The organism is Candidatus Lokiarchaeota archaeon, assembly GCA_014730275.1.
Classification (GTDB): Archaea; Asgardarchaeota; Thorarchaeia; order Thorarchaeales; family Thorarchaeaceae; genus WJIL01.
This window is the reverse complement of record WJIL01000134.1, coordinates 1-22,937: the sequence shown is the minus strand read 5'-3', so window position 1 is coordinate 22,937 and position 22,937 is coordinate 1. Positions and strand designations below refer to the sequence as shown.

At 48.6% G+C, this 22,937-nt stretch carries 17 protein-coding genes and 1 rRNA gene; 7 read left to right on the top strand and 11 right to left on the bottom strand.

Translation table 11 applies throughout. The features are described from left to right. The first annotated feature begins 30 nt into the window (after positions 1–30). The 4 genes from GF309_15275 to GF309_15260 all read left to right on the top strand — a co-directional run bounded on the left by GF309_15275 (position 31) and on the right by GF309_15260 (position 4,074). Positions 31–1,197 carry a PDZ domain-containing protein gene (locus tag GF309_15275; GenBank protein MBD3160138.1) on the top strand — a complete coding sequence of 389 codons (1,167 nt, stop codon included), beginning with the start codon at positions 31–33 and terminating at the stop codon, positions 1,195–1,197. Positions 1,198–1,302: 105 nt separating this feature from the next. After that, a complete protein-coding gene (locus GF309_15270) occupies positions 1,303–2,235 on the top strand; it encodes a TIGR00269 family protein (GenBank protein MBD3160137.1) in 933 nt (310 codons plus the stop codon). 5 nt (positions 2,236–2,240) lie between these two features. Next, positions 2,241–2,942 carry a nucleotidyltransferase gene (locus GF309_15265; GenBank protein MBD3160136.1) on the top strand — a complete coding sequence of 234 codons (702 nt, stop codon included), beginning with the start codon at positions 2,241–2,243 and terminating at the stop codon, positions 2,940–2,942. A 13-nt stretch (positions 2,943–2,955) separates the two neighbouring features. Beyond that, positions 2,956–4,074, top strand: a complete 1,119-nt coding sequence (locus GF309_15260) for a radical SAM protein (protein MBD3160135.1) — start codon at positions 2,956–2,958, stop codon at positions 4,072–4,074. On the opposite strand, the gene GF309_15255 is transcribed toward GF309_15260, so the two are convergent. The 5 genes from GF309_15255 to GF309_15235 all read right to left on the bottom strand — a co-directional run bounded on the left by GF309_15255 (position 4,071) and on the right by GF309_15235 (position 10,217). Continuing rightward, positions 4,071–5,174, bottom strand: a complete 1,104-nt coding sequence (locus GF309_15255) for an mRNA surveillance protein pelota (GenBank protein MBD3160134.1) — start codon at positions 5,172–5,174, stop codon at positions 4,071–4,073. The genes GF309_15260 and GF309_15255 overlap by 4 nt on opposite strands. 34 nt (positions 5,175–5,208) lie before the next feature. Continuing rightward, positions 5,209–6,648 (bottom strand): AAA family ATPase, encoded by a 1,440-nt coding sequence (locus tag GF309_15250; protein ID MBD3160133.1) that lies wholly within the window; start codon positions 6,646–6,648, stop codon positions 5,209–5,211. A 157-nt stretch (positions 6,649–6,805) separates the two neighbouring features. Continuing rightward, positions 6,806–7,297, bottom strand: coding sequence for a hypothetical protein (locus tag GF309_15245; protein ID MBD3160132.1), 492 nt, complete (start codon positions 7,295–7,297; stop codon positions 6,806–6,808). Between the two features lie 126 nt (positions 7,298–7,423). Continuing rightward, positions 7,424–8,725, bottom strand: a complete 1,302-nt coding sequence (locus GF309_15240) for a DNA primase (protein ID MBD3160131.1) — start codon at positions 8,723–8,725, stop codon at positions 7,424–7,426. Positions 8,726–9,509: 784 nt separating this feature from the next. Continuing rightward, positions 9,510–10,217 (bottom strand): metal-dependent hydrolase, encoded by a 708-nt coding sequence (locus tag GF309_15235; protein MBD3160130.1) that lies wholly within the window; start codon positions 10,215–10,217, stop codon positions 9,510–9,512. A gap of 103 nt (positions 10,218–10,320) precedes the next feature. Between GF309_15235 and GF309_15230 the strand changes: the two genes are divergently transcribed. Both GF309_15230 and GF309_15225 read left to right on the top strand, forming a co-directional pair. Further along, positions 10,321–11,214 (top strand): type II methionyl aminopeptidase, encoded by an 894-nt coding sequence (locus tag GF309_15230; protein ID MBD3160129.1) that lies wholly within the window; start codon positions 10,321–10,323, stop codon positions 11,212–11,214. 12 nt (positions 11,215–11,226) lie between these two features. After that, on the top strand, positions 11,227–12,126 hold the full coding sequence (locus GF309_15225) for a type II methionyl aminopeptidase (protein ID MBD3160128.1): 900 nt from the start codon (positions 11,227–11,229) through the stop codon (positions 12,124–12,126). Here GF309_15225 and GF309_15220 read toward each other — a convergent pair. From GF309_15220 to GF309_15195, 6 genes are all read right to left on the bottom strand, one after another. Next, positions 12,067–12,498: a hypothetical protein gene (locus GF309_15220; protein ID MBD3160127.1), complete on the bottom strand. Its 432-nt coding sequence runs from the start codon at positions 12,496–12,498 to the stop codon at positions 12,067–12,069. The two genes, GF309_15225 and GF309_15220, sit on opposite strands and share 60 nt — an antisense overlap. Before the next feature lie 6 nt (positions 12,499–12,504). Beyond that, on the bottom strand, positions 12,505–13,635 hold the full coding sequence (locus GF309_15215; GenBank protein ID MBD3160126.1) for a DUF1512 domain-containing protein: 1,131 nt from the start codon (positions 13,633–13,635) through the stop codon (positions 12,505–12,507). A gap of 101 nt (positions 13,636–13,736) precedes the next feature. Next, a 5S ribosomal RNA gene (rrf, locus tag GF309_15210) occupies positions 13,737–13,855 on the bottom strand. A gap of 51 nt (positions 13,856–13,906) precedes the next feature. After that, positions 13,907–14,776, bottom strand: coding sequence for a hypothetical protein (locus tag GF309_15205; protein MBD3160125.1), 870 nt, complete (start codon positions 14,774–14,776; stop codon positions 13,907–13,909). Between the two features lie 461 nt (positions 14,777–15,237). Continuing rightward, positions 15,238–20,187, bottom strand: a complete 4,950-nt coding sequence (locus tag GF309_15200; protein MBD3160124.1) for a hypothetical protein — start codon at positions 20,185–20,187, stop codon at positions 15,238–15,240. Continuing rightward, positions 20,184–20,858 carry a hypothetical protein gene (locus GF309_15195; protein MBD3160123.1) on the bottom strand — a complete coding sequence of 225 codons (675 nt, stop codon included), beginning with the start codon at positions 20,856–20,858 and terminating at the stop codon, positions 20,184–20,186. The genes GF309_15200 and GF309_15195 overlap by 4 nt, the downstream gene beginning before the upstream one ends. Positions 20,859–21,438: 580 nt before the next feature. On the opposite strand from GF309_15195, the gene GF309_15190 reads away from it, so the two are divergent. Continuing rightward, a partial coding sequence (locus GF309_15190) for a transposase (GenBank protein MBD3160122.1) occupies positions 21,439–22,937 on the top strand: 1,499 nt, incomplete at its 3' end.

The window sequence follows — 22,937 nt, the reverse complement described above, 5'->3', positions numbered from 1 at the left end:
TAACCTGTTGCACATAAGGTGCTAAATCTCATGGAACCTCTGTTCATGCTCGCTATTGTCGGTGCAGTGTACCTCCTCGTTTATCTTGCAGCTCGCGCGCTTGGAATCGAGAAACTGCAGGAGAAAGGAGTTGACGCTGGTACGCCGTTCTTTGTAATGATTCGCACAAAGAGATTGAATGAGTTCTTAACGCGGATGGGGAAGAAATTTCCGCGTGCGTTTTTCAATCTAGGTGTGGTCGTTGCTTTTGGCGGTATGATTTACGGTTTCTGGATGTTCCTTAACAACTTCATCGCCTTTTTCACCGCGCCCTCTCAGGCTGGAGCAGTTGTGCCTATCATACCCGGCGTCACTATTACCGGTCTACCACTTGTATACATGCTAATTGGACTGGCCATTACCTTGGTTACCCATGAATTTGCGCATGGATTGGCTTCAGCAAAAGATGACATCGGGATTGAAAGCTCGGGTCTACTATTCTTCTTCGTTCTGTTTGGTGCCTTTGTCGAACCCGACGAAGAACAGTTTGAAGAAGAAGCCACTCCAAAGGAACGAATGCGACTGCTTGCAGCAGGATCTTACTCGAACCTCATATTCGCTTTCATTGTTCTGCTCATCACATTGAATTTCCCTGCTCTAATGTCACTTGGATTCAATCAGCCAAGTGGAGCATATATCTACGAAATTTCAGCTAATACACCTGCTGACCAAGCACTTGAAGTTGGAGATGTCATTACTGGGTTGAACGATACCGATATCGACCGTTGGGGAGACATCAGCCAGTTCATGATTCAAACAGAACCGGGCGACTCCCTAACCATCGAGACACTTGAGGATAACGTCACTATCGTACTGGGAGAAAGCCAAGCTAACGCCTCTAAGGGGTATATTGGCATATACGGGGCCGACTACTGGGAACCGAAAGCAGGTTGGGATCTTTTCCTCAACCCCATGGTGCCGTTTCATATACAGCTGACTCTGACGTGGAGCTTTATCATCCTCTTCAGCGTAGCTCTGTTCAACCTACTTCCTATCCCGGCTCTAGACGGTGACAAATTGCTTGCCAACGGTCTTCGGCTAGTAATCTCGGATGAGGAAAAGGTCAAGATGATTATGTGGCCGCTCAGAATATTCTCGCTTGCAATTGTGATTTTAAGCATGATTCTGACATTCATGAGTGGTAAAACGCTCTTCTGATACCCCGTCTAACCTGTGAATGGGGCGCACGATGGACATCGTGCTTGCTGAGCTAGAAAAGCAGTTTTAACCGAGCTTTACAAGTTGTTTCTGAAGCTGAACGAGATGTTCCTGCAATGCTCCAGATGTAATCAAGAGGCGGTATATTTCCGCAGGTATACGGCGGAACGGCTATGCAAGAGCTGCCTTTTAGACACTACATTGGACAGGATTAGGAACACTATCAACCAACGAAGCATGTTCAAGCGTGACGATCGGATCATTGTCGCGATTTCTGGAGGCAAAGATAGCGCAGTCCTTCTTGACACTTTAGCACGAATAGAAGAAGGATATCCTGAAACCGAGCTGTATCCAATTACTATAGATGAAGGCATTACAGGTTATAGGGACAAAGCACTGACGGCAGCAAGAGAACTTACTTCTGGACTCAATCTTTCTCTTACTGTTCTCACATTCAAGGAATTGTTTGGCTATTCTCTTGATGAGATTGTGGCAAATCGAGAGGAGAATGGGCTTGGTGCGTGTTCATATTGTGGCATTCTCAGAAGAAGGGCAATCAACCAGGCTGCCCGAGAGCTTGATGGTGACGTTATAGCAACAGGGCATAATCTTGACGATGAGGCCCAAACCGTGGTCATGAATGTACTACGGGGCGATGCCCATCGCATTGGACGGGTTAATCGCACTCGAGATGATACAATGGCGGGATTCATCCCACGTGTGAAACCCATTACCAAGATATCTGAACGGGACGTCGTTGCTTATGCTCACCATTTTTCACTCCCTTATCATGATGCTCCGTGTCCATATGCACATGAAGCGTATCGAAATGATGTTCGGCAGTTTCTGAACAAGATGGAACATAGCCACCCAGGAACGCTCCTCGCAGTACTTGGATCCTCTGAGAAGATTGCTGAGGCTATGAGATTGGAACCCAGCTCGTTTCAGTTCAATTCGTGTACTCATTGCGGAAATCCAACTTCATCGAAGGTCTGTCGAGTATGCAGAATTCTCGAAAAAATCGAGGAAGCGATGTGAACATAATGTCAAGGCGCCCAGAAGAGCTTCATAGAACTCGCTTGGTCAAGTATGATGACACGCGATGGAATCAACTGGAGAATCTACGGGAACGCGCCTTTGGTGTGATGAGCGATCTTCACTCATCTGGTATCGAATCGTATGTATATGGTTCCGTGGCTCGGGGTGACGTATCTGCATCGTCTGACATCGACATAGTGATTCCGTATCCTGTATCCAGCTTCAAAGTTGAATTGGCAATAGGAAAGGGAACTCATAGAGAAGCAGTCCAAGCTACCCCCTCATCTGTACTGAAGGGTCATATCTATTTGAGGAAGAATACTGTAGTTACCTTCCCTCTTTTCAAAATGCTATCACGAGAACGGCATTTCTACAAGTGGGGCGGGATGGTTGATACAGCCCAGCTGGATGAAGATGTCCGGGTACCAGGAGTAGACAAGAGACTCTTGCTCATTGAACCCACGGATAGCGGACACCGAGAAAGCGGTGTTATTGGCCACGAACATGAAGTAGCAAAGAAGCTGGAAGTCAGTGTGGAGATTGCAAAGGAACGAGTAAGAGTGCTAACCCGTCGCAGCAATGTTGGTCGTACCGGAGTATACCTGACTAGAGCGCTGGCCAGGGATGAAAGCTTTGAGGAAGTTTTGAAGGAACTACGAGATAAGGATCCAGCTATCAGGCGCACCATTGAAAATCGTTTAGACTAAGGAGAGAAATGTTTTGCCAAGAAAAATTAGAGAATTAGAGGCCGATTCTCTTCTCGTGGGGGAATTACCTGAAGGATGTCGGCGATGTACTGAAGGGTCGAAGATGGTACTCTTTGTCACGGGCCTCTGTGATAGTCATTGTTTCTATTGTCCTCTTTCAGCTGAAAAGAAGAATCATGATGTCATTTTTGCAGACGAAATGCCTGTCAGAAATGAATCCGACATCCTCTATGAAATAGATGCAATAGGTGCTAGGGGAGCAGGTATAAGCGGGGGAGACCCCCTTTGCAAATTTGATCGAACAACAAGGTACATTCAGCTGATGCGAGAGGAAATGGGACCAGACTTCCATATCCATCTGTATACAGCTAAATCGGATCTCACACTTGAGCATTTGACCGAACTGCACTCGGCCGGGCTCGATGAAATTCGTTTCCACCCTCAAGACGACGATTGGTCAGGCATACACTCGGCACTTGAGCTGGATTGGCGGGTAGGAATAGAAGTTCCTGCAATTCCGAATGACGAAGAGGCCCTGATCAGCATAGCAGAGCGGGCAGAAGAATGCGGTGTACATTTCCTGAATATCAATGAACTGGAAGCAAGTGAGAGCAACTTCTCCAATTTGGTTAGTCTAGGTTTTCGTTTGACCAGTCTCGATGCAGCTAGTATTGAAGGAAGCGAATCAACAGCCATAGAAGTACTATCTTGGGCAGCGACTAACTTAGATAGAATAACTTTGCATTATTGCTCCGCCCGGTTCAAGGATTCGATTCAGATGCGCAATCGCTTGGAGCGCCGTCTTAGACGTACAATTCGACCTTTTGAGGAACGTGCTGAGAATGAACCGCTTCTAATTCTTGGTGTCATCCGAGCGAAGCACGGTTCACACCTTTCATCTGAGCAACTGCAATCTCTCTGGGACATTTTGATAGACAATTACGAAGTTCCTACTGATTTATCCAATTTGGATATTGCCCGTGACAGAATTGAGATTGCGCCATGGATTATCGTTGAATTAGCAGATGAGCTTAGTGATGAACTAGCTGAGGAAGCTCTAGATCTCGAAATAGGAATCGTATACGAGTACCCTTCTTTTGATAGGCTTCAGACTCAGTTCATACCGCTTTAACTCTGTGCTGTACTCTGCCCTATCGAAAAACGTAGAATTGCGGCCAACCCTCCTAAGTTCTGTAGTTGGTCACCAGCTGGATGGTCTGTTGATACAACGTGGAAGGAGCCGCGGGCATTCTCAGTGTCTCGGATTAATTTGTCCATCCAACGCCTGCTTTCTTCATCAGCATCTCTCAGTTTCTTGTCAGTTATGAGAAGCTCTTCTACTGCTCCATACTGCACTGCTCTTTCAACTTCATCATCGCCGTAAGTCGCAAGCCCATCTTCTTTGGCTAAGTGTTTGAGTACTTCTTCAACGAGTTTGGTTTCTTCTTCAATTTTGAGTCCTTCTATGGCTTCTGAGATTACACCGTGGTACAGGATTTCTTTTGCAGCAGGAACACCTGTAGTTCCAGTACCTTGAACAATGACCGGGGGAAGGTCGCTAATTCCCTCATCCAACAAGTAGTCCTTGAAGTGATCTTTCACAAAGCCCGGACCTGCAATGACGACTAGTGCGATTTCATTCTGCTCAAGCTGTGATCGTACCGCCAGGATTACACTGCCGAAGAACTCGCGCATGGTTGCGTCATGGGATTTCTGGCTTCCGTGCTTCCGCGAAATGCTTTGCCGAACCGATACAGCCTCCCTGATTCCATAATCTGCCACAAGAATAAGCTCCGCCACTCCATCCTCAATGGTAACAACAAGACAAACCGGTCGCTTATGTGCTTGCTCTGCTTCTTTCAATCTTTTCAGCGAATATCTCGGCCAATGTTCCTTTATTATTGTGAGCTTATCATCCGGCTCGATATTGAAAGTATGATATGAGCCTGTACTTACCCAGTCTTCCGGTCCTTCGACTATTGTTCCTTTGATTCGCACTCTGTTAGTGAAATTGTGAAATGCAACGTCTTCCACTTTGAGTTTCAAGGTCATGTACTTGCGAACACTGTCTTGTTTTCTGGCGTCCTCGTTTCCAATCTTGACTTTTCTGCTGGTGCGGGCTATTACGTAATCTCCCTCGTCCACTATATTATACAGGTGCCATAAATCATCAAGCGTATCTAACTTGACGACAATTTTGCCGTCTTTCAAGATTTTCTTAAGCACTTTCAAGGTCTATGACACCAACATATTCTCTACGAAGCTATCAGAAGAAATAGTCTCTGCTTTCCGAACTGTTTTTGATTGCATGTCTAGAATCTCTGTAGCTTCCCGCCTGCCCCAGAAGGTTCATAGATATTGGCTTTGCTGATTTCACGTGATCTGCTGATACATATGGGGTGCCCTCCTGTACAGCAAGATCCCCTGCAACTCTGACCACCCCTCCAAGTTCTCGCAGTCTTAGTGTGAGTGCATTTCTTCTTCCATCCATCTCATCAGCAATCTCTTGAGATATGGAAATTACTTCTCTAAGAGCATCATTGGTAAAATGTGGAATACGCCCATCTTCTTGTATTGTCTGAGCCACAAATCTAACGGTTCCTGAAATCGTTTCCTGATTTTTTTCCATCCATGATGCGAGCTTTATTTCATATCCATATCCTCGTATGCGGGAACGAAGCGGTGGGAGAATATGAGCTAAATCCTCTAGATTACACGCTGCGAACAAGATGAAATTGCATGGCACATCATCTACCCGTACTGCTGCTCCAGAGCTTTGCGGATTATGTCCCGAAATTGGATACTTGCGATCTTGCATAGCAGTCAACAGGTGCTTTTGATATTGGCCCAATGATGCAATTTCATCAACAAAAAGAATTCCTTCATGGGCTTCGTGAATTGCTCCTGGTACGACCCGCATATGTGCTGGTTGAGCCTGTGGGCCTGACCCGTATGGACTATGCTCAATATCTCCTAATAGCTCTACAGGGCTTGCTCCACTAACTCGGATGAATCGCTTAGAGTTCCGCGATACTAGAACTCTTTCAGAATTACCTGCTTCAGCACTCGTCTTCCTTCTATTCTGAGTTGCTTCTTCTTGTATGGCTTTGATCATGCCGTTCTTCTCATTCTGATAGATAATCTCGCGTACTTCGTCTCCTATTTCTTCTTGGTGCTCTACAGTCTCACGAGCTGGCTCTTTCATCACCTGAAACATTCTGAAGAGACCAGAGTAGGCATCATCTTGATTGAGATTTGTCCTTTTCGCAGAGCCACAATCCATACACACATGCTGCTCGGGGGACCCAAAACATCCGCACTTCGGACAACGATACCCCATTTTCACTGCAACTTCAAAGGGGAGATCCTCCGGTCTCAAATAGGTGAAAATTCTATTGCGATTCTGCTGATTTCTTTTCTTTTCATCTGAATGAACTTTGGCGGTATATGCTATCGGTCTGTTTTTCTCACTTTCATTCTGTTTAACACGTATCTCTTCCTTTGGTCGCGGTAGAATCGAGTACGCAGCCTTTGCAATCATTGACTTCCCGATACCTGGAGGACCACAAAGCAGGACATGTCTTCTCTGCTGAACTGCAGAACGTACCAGTTTGACTGCATGCTGCTGGCCGACAATCCTTTCAAAAGGGTCTCTTGGTACATTTACCTCTTCAGTCGTTTCCAGCGTCTCCAGAATATCTGTCAAATCTGGTAACCTCTTGCATGTGCTACCCAGATGATTAACTGAGATAATACTGTGTATTATGTACGCAGCACTCGTCTGATAATTGAAAACAGATTATAAAGAAAAAAAGAGAAGGGGGAGAACCCTTCAGTAGCACATTCTAAGCTTACACCAATGTCTATTCGTATTCGATGTTGAGGTTCGTAACCAGTTTAACACAAGAGCCAATCAGACAATTTCCGATCGGGCAATTATCCTTTGCCATATCGAAGAGCTTCTTGATTCGCGTCTCATTAGCGTCTTTTGGTACTGTCACGGTGGTGTCAATACTGATGGACTCGAAAGCACTTCTCTGAGTGTCCTCATCTGTGACATACTCACCCGAAATCTCAGATGTTATGTTACTGAATTCTATGTGCCCCTTTTGTAGTGCTATATCAAACACCAAATTCACACATCCGCCAATTGAAGACAAGAACAAATGATGAGGACTGGTAGCACCATCATGCTTGTCCATATCTGGGGGTGGACAGACATCAGTCGTCTTATCTCCTCCAAGCGTGATATTGTGAACCTTTTCTTTGTCCGTTTTATGTAGTTTTGCAGTGAATGTTTTTGCCATTGTAACCAGCTCTCTGTATTTCTCGGGTTCTATCTGATTGGTTACCACTGTGGTTCCCAAATGCAGATAGGAGATTTCCCTTGATACAAGACTTGGGCTTTTAGTTGTTCAAATAAAGGTTCCAGTAGCGGAGCGGGGTGGGATTCCCCGCTTAATTGCTATTCGAAACATCAGTTATAGATTAAGTTTCTCGAACATAATTAGCTTCATGGCTCGAGGTTTACTCTCTATTTCAGCTGTTGCCGCAGCAATAATGATTTTGACACCTTTCGCCTTCGCAGTATCAACAAGGCGCTGTGTTACAACACCATCAAGAACAATGGCTTTAGCTTCATCTAGCGAATTCAATACATCCGTTAGTTCAGCAGCTTTGCACTCCTTGACGAGATCGTCATTCCTGTCAAAGACTGCAGCTTTGAAGCTCTCTTTCAGTTCCTTCGCCTTCTTGACATAAACCTTGTTTACACGCTCCTTCTTACGTTCTGGGGGTCGTTTCTTACGTGGTTTTCGTTCTTCTTTCTTCTTGCGCGAAGGTTTCTTCTCTTTCTTTTTGCTGGGTGTCCTTTTCTTCCTGCTAATCTCTTTCTTCTCTTCTTCTTCTTCTTCTTCTTCTTCTTCTTTCTTCTTGTCTTTCTCTAGCAAGCTTAGGGCCTGTTTAGCGGGTATTTTCCTCTTAAGAGCTCTAGATACCGCTTTCCGATCCAAATCCTCAACTTCCTTGCCCTTTGGTGCTCGTGCAATATAATCAATGTCCGCAACCTGCATGAGTTCTCGAAGTATCAGGTCACCACCTCGGTCACCATCCAAAAAGGCTGTGATCTCTTTTCCCTTTTTCTTAGAAAGCTCCGAAATCGACTCGGGGATATTCGTTCCTTCTGCTGAGATTGTATTCGTTACACCACTCTTCATCAGATTAATGACATCGGCCCGCCCCTCGACTATGATTACTTCGTCGCTATCGGGCATACTGGGGCCTGCGGGGAGTTTATCTTCACCGTACTTGGTGATACCCCTCTTCTTTGCCTTCGTCACCGCATCCGTTATCTCATCAGCGCCTGGAGCGATTTCTTCTTCCCATCCTTTTAAGATACTAATTGCTCTGCTGACCACTCTTCTGCGCTTAGCTCCGCGGATATCTTCTACTTTCTGCAGAGTCACCTCAGCTGAACATGGACCAACCCGATCAACTGTTTCCATTGACGCAGCAAGGATAGCAGTTGCAGTTCTATCCATCGAGACGGGTATTACGATTTCTCCTTTGCTTTTTCCTTTCTCTGATTTGATTCCAATCTGAATTCTACCAATACGTCCGCTTCGTTGAAGTTCCCTGAGATCCAAGTCTTCGCCCAGTAATCCTTCTGTTTGACCGAATATTGCACCAACGACATCTGGCTTGTCAACAACGCCGTCTATCTCAATCTTCGCTCTAATAACGTACTTGGCAGTTGAATTATCAAAGTCGCCTGCTCCCAATATACGTAACTCCTTTTCTTTGTAAACTTGTCACATGCCCCAACGGAATAGCCAGTACCTATTATGCGCAACTAATCATAACGGCGAATTATACCGTTTCACCTATCTCATGAACATCTACCTGATTCTTCGTTGGAATCCGGTTTACTGTGTGTGTTCATGCTGTTTGGGTGATGAACGAATGAACCTATGAATTGTAAGTCTCGTATGATTGGTCAGGCATATACTGATTCTGTACTATCCGATTGAGGTCGCCATGACACTTGTGATGTGATGATATGATAATGGTAAAGCTTAGCTGTATTATGCTATTAGGCCTTACATGGCCAAGAATCCATGTGCATATTTGAAGATGTCGCTATAGTCACATTTTGATTTCAAAAAACAGTCAGCGTGGCTTTTTGAAGGCTGAAAACTGTTCTCTTGTTTGCGAAAGCTAATAACTGTTCAAACGCTAACATAACCAGCTCAGATGATATAACCCCCTTTCGAGGGCACACTGAGATTTTCGATGATGTGATTGCGCATAAAAGGTGGGGACAGGCTGAGCGTATCCGCTTGAGATACAAGTGAGCCGTAACGGACTCTGGTGATATGGGTGAACACCCTAGGATGAACCATGAGTCACCCCGGCATCATACATCAGCGGCCGGTTGATACGTACGATGCCCAACATGAGACATCCCAGCGAAGCCAGAGGCAACCTCTGATGCGAGGATGCTGGGCGTTAGTGCATTGGGCTACAGTATCAACCGGATTATTGTTTCATCTGATTATGTAACACCCTTTAGAATACAAATTCCTTGCTCTCACCAGGTTCGATGACTTCAACATCGGTATCTGGAGTCCTGTCTTTTACCAATTTCTTGAATTTGTCCGGGTCTGCCTTTATTGGTGGGAATGTATCATAGTGCATCGGTACTGCTATCTTCGGCCTCACCAGCTCAGTAGCCAAGGCTGCTTGCTTTTCATCCATCGTGTAATATGATCCAATCGGGAGCATAGCCAAATCTGGTGAGTACAATTCGCGGAACAGTTTCATACTTGAAAATACCCCGGTATCACCCGCATGGTAGAACGAGAAGCTCGGCATCTTGACAACGAAACCAGTTGGTGCTCCTTTGCCACATGAATGGAACGCCTGTACAAGAGTCACGCGCACACCATCTATATCTATACTACCACCAATGTTGAGAGTGTGAACCTTCTCTAACCCCTTTTTCTTGGCATCAATGGCCAGTTCGTTAATTGCAACGAAATAGGCGCCTGTTTCTTCACAGATTTTTCTTGCTTCTGCATAACCATGATCTTGATGATCATGCGTCACCAAGACGATATCTGCATCATCTACATCATTAACATCCATAGGTGATGCTGGTCCGCCAAGCCATGGGTCTAGATAGATAATCTTGTCGTCCGATTCGACTTTGAATCCTGCATGTCCAAGATACGTTAATTTCATGATATTCCTTATCTCCTGTCTTCTAGTCTTCATTACCCTCCCCCAAACTTCTATGTTTCGTTATGATGTCTCTTATCGCTGCGTCATAGAACAGCTTAAAGATAGAAGATAGGAGAACTTCTCTGTTGAGATTGAGATGGCACCTAAACCGCACCCGGACTCACTAGAAGCAGGACGAATCGCAGCAAGGGTCCTTGATGAAACCGTAACTCTCGTGACGCCGGGGAGAAGCGTCATTGATATATGTGAATTTGCGGAGCAAAAAATACGCGAAACAGGTGCATATCCTGCTTTCCCCTGCAACGTTTCCATAAACAGTGAGGCAGCCCATTACTCCAGTCCCTACGGAGATACACGGAAAATCCCGGAAAAAGGACTGATCAAGATTGATCTCGGTGCCCATGTTAACGGTCACATATCTGATACGGCTAGTACGATTGATTTAGACGGTTCTTTTGGACACTACATTGCCGCAGTGGAGGATGCCCTTCAAGCCGCAATCGAGGTAGTCAGCCCCGGCATCAAGACCGGTCAAGTTGGCGCCGCCATTGAGGAAGCAATTCGAAATCACGATTTACAACCAGTGTACCAGCTGTCAGGCCATGAACTCAAACCATGGACGCTACATGCTGGTCGCAATGTACCAAATGTTGGCTCAAAAATGGGGAGCACAATGAGGGCTGGCGATACCTTTGCAATCGAGCCCTTTGCCACAGATGGAGACGGTTCCATTACTAGTGACCGGAGGATGTATATTTTCAGGAATAACTTATCATGTGGAACACATCTGGAAGGAGAAACTAAACGACTCCGCGATAAAGCGCGACGTCTATTCGGATCCTTACCTTGGGCTTCGCGGTGGATATATGATACGAACTTGGATATGACGCACCAACTCAAAACTCTGCTACGTAAAAGGGTGATACTTGGCTACCCGGTACTGTTGGATGGGAAGGATGGCATGGTCTCCCAGAAAGAACATACAGTATTCGTCGCAGAAGACGGAGCTATTGTCACCACAATGCTCTAGGAGGATAAATACATGGTTGAAGAACCGAAAGCAGCTCAGCGGAAAGCCGGCAAAATCGCGGCAAAAGTACGGGATGATACTGCGGACAAATTAGAACCTGGTATGAATATTCTGGAAGTATGTGAGTATGCTGAATCCAGAATCACTGAAATGGGGGCGAAACCAGCATTTCCCTGCAATGTGTCTATTGATCATATTGCCGCCCATTACACCTCTCCCCGAAATGACGATTCCACAATCCCTGATAGCGGCTTGGTGAAGCTCGATATTGGAGTTCATGTGGATGGCTACATAGCGGATACGGCTCGTACGGTAGATATGGATGGGGAATTGGAAGGCTTCATTGCTGCAACGGATGATGCGTTACAAGAAGCTATCAGTCTCATGCGACCCGGTGTATCGTTGGGTGAAGTGGGATCGAAAATAGAGGAAGTAATCCGTGCCTATGGCTTGAGACCTATTCGTAATCTCAGCGGTCACCAGATGAAACGGTTTCGACTCCATGCTGGTAAACAGGTTCCGAATGTGAAACAGCGATTCACTGACAAAATAGAGGTGGGCGACATATATGCGATTGAACCTTTCGCCACAACCGGTACTGGAAAAGTAGCGGATACAAAATATACCTACATCTTCTCAAATACGCGAACCGAAGCCTCGCTTGATGACGTGACCCAGAAACTGAGAGACCACTTGCTGAAGACGTATGGCCCTCTTCCGTTTGCAGCCAGATGGGTTGGAACACGGGATGGAGGCCTGAATGTTGAGAAAGAATTTACGAAGCTTTTGGATTCAAATGCAATCAAAGCCTATCCCGTTCTGGTTGAGAAGGGGAACCGACCTGTAAGCCAGTCAGAACATACCGTGTTTGTTGGACGGGGGCGGACCCTCACCTTGACCTTGGGGGACTGAGAAGCGCCCTTTTTCCGCCTCTTCTTCCTCACGCACGACGTAGACCCCCTCAATCACCATTTTCCCCTCGCATTTGGGGCATCCCTTATCCAGTACTTTCAGAACATAATCTCCTTCTTCGAAATCACGGATTTCTTTGAAGTCACAGTCTGGAGATGAACATCGAATCTCGGTAACGGTTGGCGGCGGCGGTTCCATCTCTTCGCCACCTCTTCCTGCTGTCAAAAGACTGAATCCTATCGACATACCCACTAAGCCGAGAAAGAACAGAACATATGACCAGAGATCTTCTCCAAACGTCATGCCATAGAAGACTACTATAGCTCCAGCCGCAGCAAATACGATTCCAATTGCCTTCAGTAACTTGCTCATTTTGAATCACAGTCCTATGCCGATAGTATTGCCTATACCCGCGAGAATGATATGGTCTCCAGTTTTCGTTCGCTTATGGATTGCATCCTTAATCCGTTCTATTACCTCAGGTACGGCATCGAGGATTTTCTTATCCATCACACCAACGGCTGCAGTTTCATTTTCCTTTATCACAACTGCTTCAAGGCCAATACCGTTCTTCGTTGCAACTTCCTCTATGGCGTGTTTCTCGGGTCCAGGATCTCCAATGGCCGCTCCTGTACCTTCAGAAACTCTGCCAAGTTCTTCTCCTTCGAGTTTGAGTGCCGCATCAACGGTTATTATCCTTCGAATTTTGCCTGGGTTCTCATCTACCAACTTCTTTACTGCGAAGCCCGGCTTTCCTACTGTGCCACCCGGGCCGGTTGCACGAAGTGCGTAGATTGTTCGCCCCTCGTATTCCACAGGGTAATAGCCAACGCCCCTGGTGATTTCAGAAACATAACTCTCGCTATCTATACCCTGTTCTCGCGCAAACTTGGTTACTGCCAAGGGACCTATACCGTCGCCTATCGGCTTCCCTTCCGAGAAAGCTCCCATCGCATCGAAGTATGCTTTGGCGAGTCGGAGTAATTCGGGCAGCTGCATCTGTATCTGCATGATCATAATCTGACTGCCGTGTTTTTTGCCCAAGAGATAGTAATGTCTCACAACGCGGAAAATCAGAGACAGTACCTGAGTCACTTCGAGTGTGTTCTCCAGATTGCTCCTCACTTCGTCTGGTGCTTCTGGTGCCAACTCCTCGGTGAATTCTTCAAAGCGGTCTTTCCTCTCCTCAAGGATATGTTCAAGCCGTTCAAGAACTCCCGCGGGATCAAGATCTACAGGCCGGATGGTGAAATAGTCCAACCATCGGTCTACTTCTTCCGCCACTACTTCCTCTTCTCTACCGTACTTCTTAAACGTATCAATGGCGGTCTGCCTTGATTTAATTGCCATCTGTTTCAGTTCAATCAAACCTGCTTCTATCTGCTTCAGCCACTGCCACATCTGTATCCGTTGGCCATACAGGCTGAGCACCATGATGAAGACAAAGAACACTAACTGGATAATCCAGCTGAATTCTCCTGCATCGGCGCCGAATAGTTGTAAGAGCATGAAAGGAGAAGATTGTTGTTGCCATTAAAACGTTTAGTTGCCCGTGAAAATGTAATAGGTCTGCTCTCTCCTTTCGTGGAAAAGAAATCATCAATATAGAGAATGGCCAGTTTGCGGGCCTGTCACGCGCGCTAGCGCGCACATGTCCCGCAACGTCGTTGGACTTAACTGCGGAGTTCGGAATGGGTTCCGGTGGGATCCAACGGCTGTGACCGGCCTATTTTCAGATGTGAAGATGTACGGTTTTAAACCTTATCGTAAAGACAACGCTCTACGACTCAGGTTCACCTTCTTCTTGCCTTTGCTGCAGCATACTTCGTATTCGGTCCAGAGAAACATGTATACGGTTGGTGCGTTGGAGAATGAACACAGTCGCCGCTACGATACCGATTCCAGCAAGTGAAACCGCGGTGAGCATATCGGCTGTGATGATACCCGATACACCTCCAGATGGGATTGTGAGTGTCATCAACCGGACACTCGATTCATAGCTCAGGTTTGCATTCATAGCTTCAATGGAGCCTCTGGGATCCATCTTGCTGCTTTCCTTTTCCAATGCGATTCGGATTGGGTCTTCACCAACCCGTATGGATGTACCATCCCGTAGCTTGATAGTCAGCCCCTCAAAGACGAAGATTCCCCCAAAACTAGGGAGATAGCGGCTCAAGGGCTTGTTGGTAATCATTGGCCGTGTTCCAATCATCTGCCCGTCCACAAGTGTATCATTCAGTTGTAATGCTGGGCCGGTATCAACCCAGTCATAGGTGTGTCCACTAAAGCTCGACCACATCGGGTAAAACGCGACTCTATCCACTTCTGCTGAGCGGATCAGTGTTCTTCCAAGGGCTGATTTCGCATAGTAAAACCCAAACACTGCTGAGATGTGGTGTTTGCTGACGGTGGGGTGATGGTGCTGATAGTAATACAGGAGCTCGAACGATCCGCGCAGAAGGAGGACTTCAACTCCGTCTGATAGCCTGAAGGAAACCCTGTAGGTGAACTCGTCTATCGTGAAAACCTGGGCGCTTGGAGCTATTGTACGGTTTGGCCCTGTGCGTGCAGCAGTTGTTTCTGATGGTGAAACGGCTATGAGAATCAACAGCGTTGTAACCACTATGAGGAGAGCGTTTCTTCGGGCCATTGGAATCTACCTCTTCCTGGATAAGTATTATTTTTTGAATAAAAGGGAGTTGCGATGTAAGCAATCACCTACAATCAGTTATCGAGAATAAAGTAGACCTAACGTGATAGCTTATCAAACCCATCAAGGGGATTGTTGCGATTTACTAGAAAACTGTATACAACTCTGAGAAAAGGAGAATTCTTTTAAATAATGAACGACTCTGATTCGTTGTCTTGGAGGAGCGTAATTGGATGCCCACAATTCCCGAGAGATGGAAATCTTACAGAATCCTAAATAAATGGGCGTATAGAAGTGTAAGATTTCTGTAAGATTTCCTGTTACCTCGTGTGGGAGATAGACCATCCTGCATGCATCAAATCGATATCCTTCACGCATGGCAGGAGTCCGGATACGTACGTTGGGATTGTAGGTTGTGTAATGAGCTTCACAAATCTACGGCTTTTGCAGCCACCACGCGGTCATCTGCTGTGGGTCTGCTTCATTTCTTTCCTCTTCTTGCTCTCTTTGATCTTATCTGCAAACAATGGAAAATCCGCAAGATCAGCCTGAGTAGCGAAGTCCTTGACCCTGTTCAAGATGACATACATGGGATGCAACTGCTTGGTGTCACTATCATAGAGCTGCCTGCTCTCAATCAGGTGGCCGACATCGTAGATGCTCAGCCGCGTATCGTCCAGTCCCAGCAGTGTTTCTCCATATTTGTCTTCAAGAAACCATACTCTCCAGCGAGTGCTATATTCCGGATAATGGTCCAACGCCCGTTCAGGAGTAAAAACGAGTTTCACCTCTTCCCCTGCAGAGCTCTCCAGGAGCTCGTCTGCCGTCCTCGGGATGACAATGGTCCCGGTCACCACTTTGTTCCTGTGTACAACGGGCCTGAGCATACTGAGACTGAACACCCGGCCCTCTGTCTCGACATCTGTATACTCCACGTCCTGGCGCGCGTCCCATATCAAAACCTCACCTTCTTCGGTCTCGAAGGGCGGTTGCCCTGACAGCGGGCCCCTCAGCACCTGGAGTGCTTCGGCTGTCCGCTTGGCCTTGTAGACTGTCACCGTCTCTCCGCTGTTCGAATCGATGAACTGTATCTCATATGCTCTTTCGCGCGTATCCAGTGATACCCGGCATTCCACCTCCCTCACCCGTTCACCACAGACCCCGATTTCTTTGAGGTGTCCCCTGATTCGTTCGTATTCGACCCTCTGGCTTTCCTGGTCAAACGGCAGGGGAGTGAGGGGGCGGAGCTCGTTTGGCACTCTGGATTTCTTCACCCACCGTATCGGAAAAGGCCTATCGGGCGGGGACGGCCCATACTCGATAATGCAACTGGGATCCCAGTATTCGCCACTCGCGGGATTAACGTACCAGTTCCACAGGACGTCTTTTCCCCCTGCTCTCGTGATAACGTGGTATGTCTCGTTCGTTGTTCCTGTCCGTTCTGCCTTATCTGCCAACACTTTCAGGTCTGTTTCAGCTGGGTGCCAGCCCCAGAAGTTCTCGCCACGCGCTAGGGGGACATATGCTACCTCAAACCTGTCGCTCCCCGGTGCGTCCTCGATGAACATCCAGAAATCGCTCTCCTGCTCATCTGAGACCATTACCGCACGCCTAACCATATCCGTTGGCCGGGTGAAGCGGACTGTTTCTGCAAGGACCTTTGCCCTCCAGACTAGGTTCGACCAGATGGCATGGACATCGTATTTCGTGTCGATAAGCTCCTGCTTCTTCGTGGCAAACCCCATCTGCACAAGTTGCCAGCGCCATAACACCCGCCAAAGGATGGTGAGCACAGGTCCTTGGTTCTGCCTCAACCACTTCCTTTCAAGTGCAAGCAATAGCAAGACGAAATGGTTGCCATAGAGGGATAGGACGTCCGGGTTATGTTTCTTGACTTCAGCAAGGGTATTACTGATATGCACGTATGAATCGATAAGGACATCTTCCCGTACTCCTCGCAGGATCTTCCACATGGAACTCGATTTGAAGTTCGTTTGTAACTTTTGCTTGATTTTTCGTAGTATTTTGATTGGAGGCCACATCCTTCCCCTTGGCGTGAAAGCCCTTTCTGCAATCTCTGCAAGCTCCTCCAGTAGCTTCTTCCATTCTCTGGCCTCATGTCTAGGGGTGATTCGTCTAAGAAATCGTGCAGTATTGCGTAGGCGAATGACCTCCCGTCTCCGCGTCTCGAACGTATCGATGTACTCCGGCCGGGTAGGAGCGACCGGAGGAGGCCTCAATACTCCCCGTGTGCTGTCGTCCCACTCCTTCTCCTGTTGTTCTTCAACACTGGGCTTCCATCGTCTCCAGCCTCTGGTGATGGTATCAGGTGAGGTGTAGAGAGGCCCTGGGTCGCCTTCCTTCCTTTCATCTTTGTCCACTGGCTCTGCGTTGCCAAGGACTCTGAACGTCACGTGCCTGAGCAGTTCGCGTCCGTCACTGTCGTATCCTTCTGGGTCCTTTGCTTCCATTCTCCGGACTTGAAACCAGTCTGTCTCTGGATACTCCACTTCATCCATGTCCTCATCCCGTCGAGTAAGGCTCGGTGCCAGCAAGGTAGCGTCGGCACAGACATCCTCAGTGGTGTACGGCGGGAGTGACGAGACATTGCAGGACACCGAGCTGAGCATCACACCTCGGCCGTACATGGGTCGGAGCTGGGCTTCTCGTACCTCCTCAAAGCTCACCGTCCTGTCCTTTCGCGAGTATCCCCGGAAACGTTCTGCCCAGGCTGTGAGGTGTGGTACGAAGATACTGGCCTTCCAGGGAGGGGCACTGGTCGGTGTGTCCTGGACTATCACTCGGACATCTTCCCGCAGTGGAGTTTTCCAGCCCAGCACTTTGGGCGGGGTCGGCAGGTTCCAGATGATCTCGTCCAGCAGGCGGTGCCGCGGGGAGTTGTGAGGTAGGGGATTCATCTTCCGTTTCTGATACGTCGCTGATGTCTTTGGCAACGGAACTGGTCTATCAAGCCAGACCACCTCGTCAGCTGCCCCTTTCAAACATTCGACCAGTGCATGCTCAAGGGCCTTCAGCGTATTGGCACACCGCTGAGGGCTCATATCCCGGAGGTCTGCCCAGCCATCGATGACCACAATTTTTGTTTCCTTTGTGGACAGCTCTTCCCGTAGTGTTACTTCCAAGTTATGGATGGTATCTTGGGCTGTACCGAAGACGGCGTCAATCATTTTGTCCTTTAGATTGACTATACGGATGTTTTTCAGGAATCCTCTGAGCCTCTGGATATGCTCCTTCCATGCTGGAGATAACCGCTGCATGTCAAGCCTCAGCCGTGTTATCGCAAGTTCCTGCGTTGGGAGATCACCGAGCAGGTCCACCCACACAATGTCAGGAGTGTTCCCAGTGTGCTCGAACTGCTCACGGAGATGATTCAGCAAGTGCCAGTTCCTTGAAACCCATGCTGCTGATGGTCCCGCCGAGATAGATGACGCTACGGATAGGTAGAGGGTGAACAGGGTATCGTCTTTCTCTCGTGATGCGAAGGGGTCAGCTCCTTCGAGTTCCATAAGCGGCATGGTCTTTTCCATGAGAGAGTAGGGCCCTGTTGTGTCCTCCAGGACGAGTGCAATATGTGGGCTCGTCCCTTGTTCTGGATCTTCGGATGTTGTGATCGTATATGCGATAGGAGTGTTGGATGAACCGGAAGCAGAACTGATTCTGTCAAGGACTTGCCGAATCAACCCAGGCAATGCGTCAAAAACGGTGAACCTGTCCTCATTTGCATCGACGAGAACCACACCCCGATACAGCTTCTCTGGGGTTTCGGGGTCTGCAATGATACTCTTGTACTCCTGCAGGAGGTTCGTCCCATATGCATCAAGCTGTCCACGACTCCTTTTCGAAGGGGCGGTGGCTACGATATGCTCCCATTCCTCTTGGCTCAGGGAGCGCTTGCTGAGATAGAAATGCGGAACTCTCGCGTCCTTTTTCGACCTAGGTCGCACACCTAGAAGTTCCCAGTCTATCCCTGTCTTCGTCTTGATATCAAGGAGCATCACAGGGGTCCATACCGCACGGTCACCTACATCCCGCCGGACAAACACCACGATATCTGCCTTGCCCGTTCCTTTTGTGCCGCTTACGGGGACCTCTGCTGCTATCAGCGTGTCATCAGGTGTATCCAAGCCCTTGTCACCATAGAAGACAGCCGCCTTGAGTGAGTATGGGTGATACATGTCACTGAACAAGAATTTGTGCCAGTAGTTGCCCTGCCGGCTCGACAGCGTCTCGATTTTCTCCACGAAATGCTCTGCGTCGCGGTCTGTCAGGGCGTTCTCCCTGTCCTTCGTTTCCTTGTTGTCCCGTTTTCCTTCTTCTTTCTGTTGTACTATCTGGTCAACGAATGCCCTCAGCTCGTCGTGCTTCAGGTCACTCAGCTTGATGCGTTTCAAGATACTACAGATGATGTGTTTGGTTTGGTCAGAAGGGTCGCGTTCAAAAGCAGCCTTGAGCTGCCGTACTATCTCGGCCACGGTTGGAGCCCTACACTTCTCAGCACTTTCAACCCCGTCCTCCTTGTCGAGCTGGTGGGTCAGGCGAGTGATCTTCCCCGTGGTCCGGGAATAGATAGCGCGGATTTCCCTGACGATCTTCATAAGTTCCTGAGTCGCCCCGGGATGGAAATGCTTGCGGCCATAATCCCCGTCCGTGTAGACCCAATCCAAGAACGGCCTGAGCCTGTAGATGAGGAGCCGGATATACCGCTGGGCGTCTTTCTTCGGGACGTTGTGGATGAAGCACTGTCGGATGAGCTCGACCACGTGTGCACGGATCATGTCAACAAAGTCGAGGCTCGGCAGGCTCGGGTGCCGGAGCAGAACCCGGGGAGAACTGGACGTTGCCGGGTATCCCGCCTTCACGTATCCTGATTCGTAGTTCTCCACCCGGACCTTCTTGGCGACCTTTGTGTCCACAACGATGCGCCGCTCATCTGGAGTTTTCCAAATCTGGTAATAGTTGGGCTCAGGGAAGGGATAGCGGGTGATAGCCAAGAGACGGAGCTCTGCCCCGGCGAAGTTCAGGAGCTCGTTGAGCGGACCGATGGTGCCCTCCTGCCAGCTGTACACCCGCTTGAACTCCTTGTTCCCGTACGGCCAAGTCGTCCACCAGAGCACACCAAGGAAGCTCTTCCGCATGTTGGGCTCCCGTGACTGGACTGGCGAAAAGTCGTGGGGACGTATATCTTTCAGCGCTTCCAGTTCGTCTCGGGCTTCCTGCCACATCACCTCGATGCCTGCCACCAGTCGCTGGACTTTCGGCTGCTTGGTGGTTCGCTTGCGGGCAAGCTGGACGAGGGTGGACAGGCCGGTGTAGATAGCCTTACTAAACACCTTGCTGGGATTTTTTGGGTATCCGCCATTCATTTCAGCCGCTACCGCCTTGTTTCTCATTGCTGTCCCTGATGCAATACCTCGGCAAGCTTGTCAGGGAACTGTCTTTTGTTGAAAACCCTCTCCCATATCGCCTCCAGCTCGGCTGACCCAGTACCGCGTCGCCGCATCGAATGCAGCGTGTCTAGGGCTTCCAACCCGGCGAGGGCCTGGTAGAGGAGCCGGAGGACTATATTCTGGACATCTTCGCTATTCTTTCGAGCCTTTGCCAATGGTGCTTCACTCGGCTGGACGGGGACAATCCGCGTGTCATCGGCGTCGATGAGTGAGCACCAGATACGTGCGTCCTGTTTGCTTGTAAAGACCTCTGAGTGTGAGTCCCGTTCCGCCCTATACACTGTGCTCAAATCAGGGTCTTCAGTGAGTACCAGCCCATTGAACCGCTCCAAGTCGAATATCGCTCGGGCTACTTTGCTTGCTGATCGGAGGTGCCTGTCTGGAACATCGGATGAGGTGATTGGGAGTTTTGTAAACCGGGTGATCAGGTTCCCGCGGACGAAACGGACGGTTTTCGTTTCGTATTCCACGCCCCATACAGACTCGATGAGTATCCCCGTCCTATCTTCCTTGCCTTTGGAAAGTACGGATTTGACATAGATCTCATTGGGGTCAGTAACCTCTCCGGAGTTCACTTCGGCTGCTGATGGAAAGACGGTCCGCTTTCTGATCATCTGCCACCCCTCATAACAGCACTATGTACACCCGTACGGTAGGTATGGTTGCAGGAAGACTTGCTATGTACACCTGTACAGAAGGTAGCGGGCGGAAATACACAATTTCCTGACGTGACAGTACTCCTAGCAGTTATATCACGCGAAAGCACGGTCCAGAAATCGATAGTGGGCCTCAAGGGTTCTCTCCTCGTCGTCTCAACAAGGGGCAAGCCCAGATTTTTTCAGCATGATGAGCGGGTGGCAAGGTACTTTTCCCACCAAAGGAATACCACGGTATCTACAAACTCTACCGAAAACAGCACTGATATGCCCTCTGTTCATCTTTTTTGGTTATTTACACCAACGGAAACACTCATCCTTTATATGTATTTCTAGCCTTAATTGAATTTATAATAAGGCTTCATATCTCTTCTTTTTGGATAGAGAGCCTTCATAATGCTTTATTTTGAATGTGCTTAATAAACTTAAATATCATAATGATACATAGAAGTATGAGTTCAATAACCTCTCATAGAACAAACAGGGGAGTGAACTCAATTACCTACAAACAGGTTAGAAACTTAAATATCATAAGGCGATGACGATGGGTCGGTCTCAGGGGACAACAATCAGTGTCAAGGTACCAATCAAGTACGGGGAGATGACAGGCCGCACCAAACAGCGACTGAGGCAGATTGTTGGTCGTGACACACGGGCCATCCATGCCTTCCTCGGTGTTATCGAGGAACACGAAGACGAGTTGTTGAAAGGGAAGAAGAGCACGAGGATCCATGCCGGTGAGCTGGACAAGCTCACCATGACAGCCGTTAAGGTCAAAGAGGGGTACGAGCAGAGGCTGACCGTTCCCCATAACATGAAAGAACAATTTCCTAGAGTGTCAGCAAATGAGCTGATTGAATGCAGACAGACCGCTGTCCAGATGTACGAGAGTTATCTGGAGCTTCGCAACAAGAACGGCCGCAGGGCATCGCGTCCCTGCAAGAGGCTATCTTCGTCTCGGCGTATCCCCCGATGGGTCTTCTCGCAACGGTTCACACTCAGACAGCACGAGACCAGTACTGCACGGTGGTGGCTCGACCTTCGGGACTCCCTCGACTCTGTTCCGGAAGGACGAAGGATTCACGACCGACTACTTATCCCGCTCAATGTCTCGCCGTTCCATACCAACCAATTTTCAAGAGGTGAAATCAAAGCACTACAGATTTTCACGGACAGAAAAGGTAAATGGTGGGTGACCTTTGCGGTCAGAGTTGACACACCGGAACCACCTGATGACGACCTCCCAGAGGCTGTCCTCGGTATCGACCTTGGTATTGAGAAAGCCGCCTGCACGACGCTATTGACCCCACGGAGGGTCAGCAAGACCAGGTACTTTGTACAGGAAGACAAGGTCGAGCGTATCAAGGAGCTTGATGATCTGGTTGCCCAGCTCCAGTACGAGAGGCATACGAGGAAGAACAATGCCACCCCTCACGATGACCTAGCAGCGCGACTCCGAGGACTGAAAGGCAAGCGCTATCGCGTAGCCAAGGAGTATGACCGGTTCATGGTCAGCCAGATGCTCGATTACATCACCGAACTGTCTGAGCGATACACCCTGTACGTGGCTATCGGTCGGCTCAAAAACATTAGGTACACTGCTCGGCGCGGTAACTACAAAGGGCGGAGGTTCCGGGGGATGATACACTCTTGGGCGTTCGCACGGATAACTGAGACCCTCAAGCACAATCTTGAGCAGCTTGGGTGGCCGGTCGATGGCAAAGGCGCACGCTTTCAGGTGGTACCTGAGAGCTGGACCTCGATTATGTGCTGGAAGTGCGGGAAGAAGGGTGTCAGGCCCAAGCAATCGCTGTTTGTCTGTCATACCTGTGGGTTTCGCACCAATGCCGATAGGAACGGCTCGTTGAACATCGCACGTCGTTTGATCAAGCTCACTCCTTATCTAAGGGATGAGACAGGACTAGGGCGGTGGGCCACTCCCCCACGGGAGAAGCGCCCAGCCCCGAAGGCTGTAAGGAAGACTGGTTCTTCTAAGCAGAAGTCCTCACTCTCCAAACAAGGGACTTCATCAGGTCC

What these genes read in the sequence shown, in the direction of transcription:
- GF309_15275 (MBD3160138.1), top strand. Translation starts at nt 31, where the DNA reads ATGGAACCTCTGTTCATGCTCGCTATTGTCGGTGCAGTGTACCTCCTC.
- GF309_15270 (MBD3160137.1), top strand. Translation starts at nt 1,303, where the DNA reads ATGTTCCTGCAATGCTCCAGATGTAATCAAGAGGCGGTATATTTCCGC.
- GF309_15265 (MBD3160136.1), top strand. Translation starts at nt 2,241, where the DNA reads ATGTCAAGGCGCCCAGAAGAGCTTCATAGAACTCGCTTGGTCAAGTAT.
- GF309_15235 (MBD3160130.1), bottom strand. Translation starts at nt 10,217, where the DNA reads ATGAAGACTAGAAGACAGGAGATAAGGAATATCATGAAATTAACGTAT.
- GF309_15230 (MBD3160129.1), top strand. Translation starts at nt 10,321, where the DNA reads ATGGCACCTAAACCGCACCCGGACTCACTAGAAGCAGGACGAATCGCA.
- GF309_15225 (MBD3160128.1), top strand. Translation starts at nt 11,227, where the DNA reads ATGGTTGAAGAACCGAAAGCAGCTCAGCGGAAAGCCGGCAAAATCGCG.
- GF309_15220 (MBD3160127.1), bottom strand. Translation starts at nt 12,498, where the DNA reads ATGAGCAAGTTACTGAAGGCAATTGGAATCGTATTTGCTGCGGCTGGA.
- GF309_15215 (MBD3160126.1), bottom strand. Translation starts at nt 13,635, where the DNA reads ATGCTCTTACAACTATTCGGCGCCGATGCAGGAGAATTCAGCTGGATT.
- GF309_15205 (MBD3160125.1), bottom strand. Translation starts at nt 14,776, where the DNA reads ATGGCCCGAAGAAACGCTCTCCTCATAGTGGTTACAACGCTGTTGATT.
- GF309_15200 (MBD3160124.1), bottom strand. Translation starts at nt 20,187, where the DNA reads ATGAGAAACAAGGCGGTAGCGGCTGAAATGAATGGCGGATACCCAAAA.
- GF309_15195 (MBD3160123.1), bottom strand. Translation starts at nt 20,858, where the DNA reads ATGATCAGAAAGCGGACCGTCTTTCCATCAGCAGCCGAAGTGAACTCC.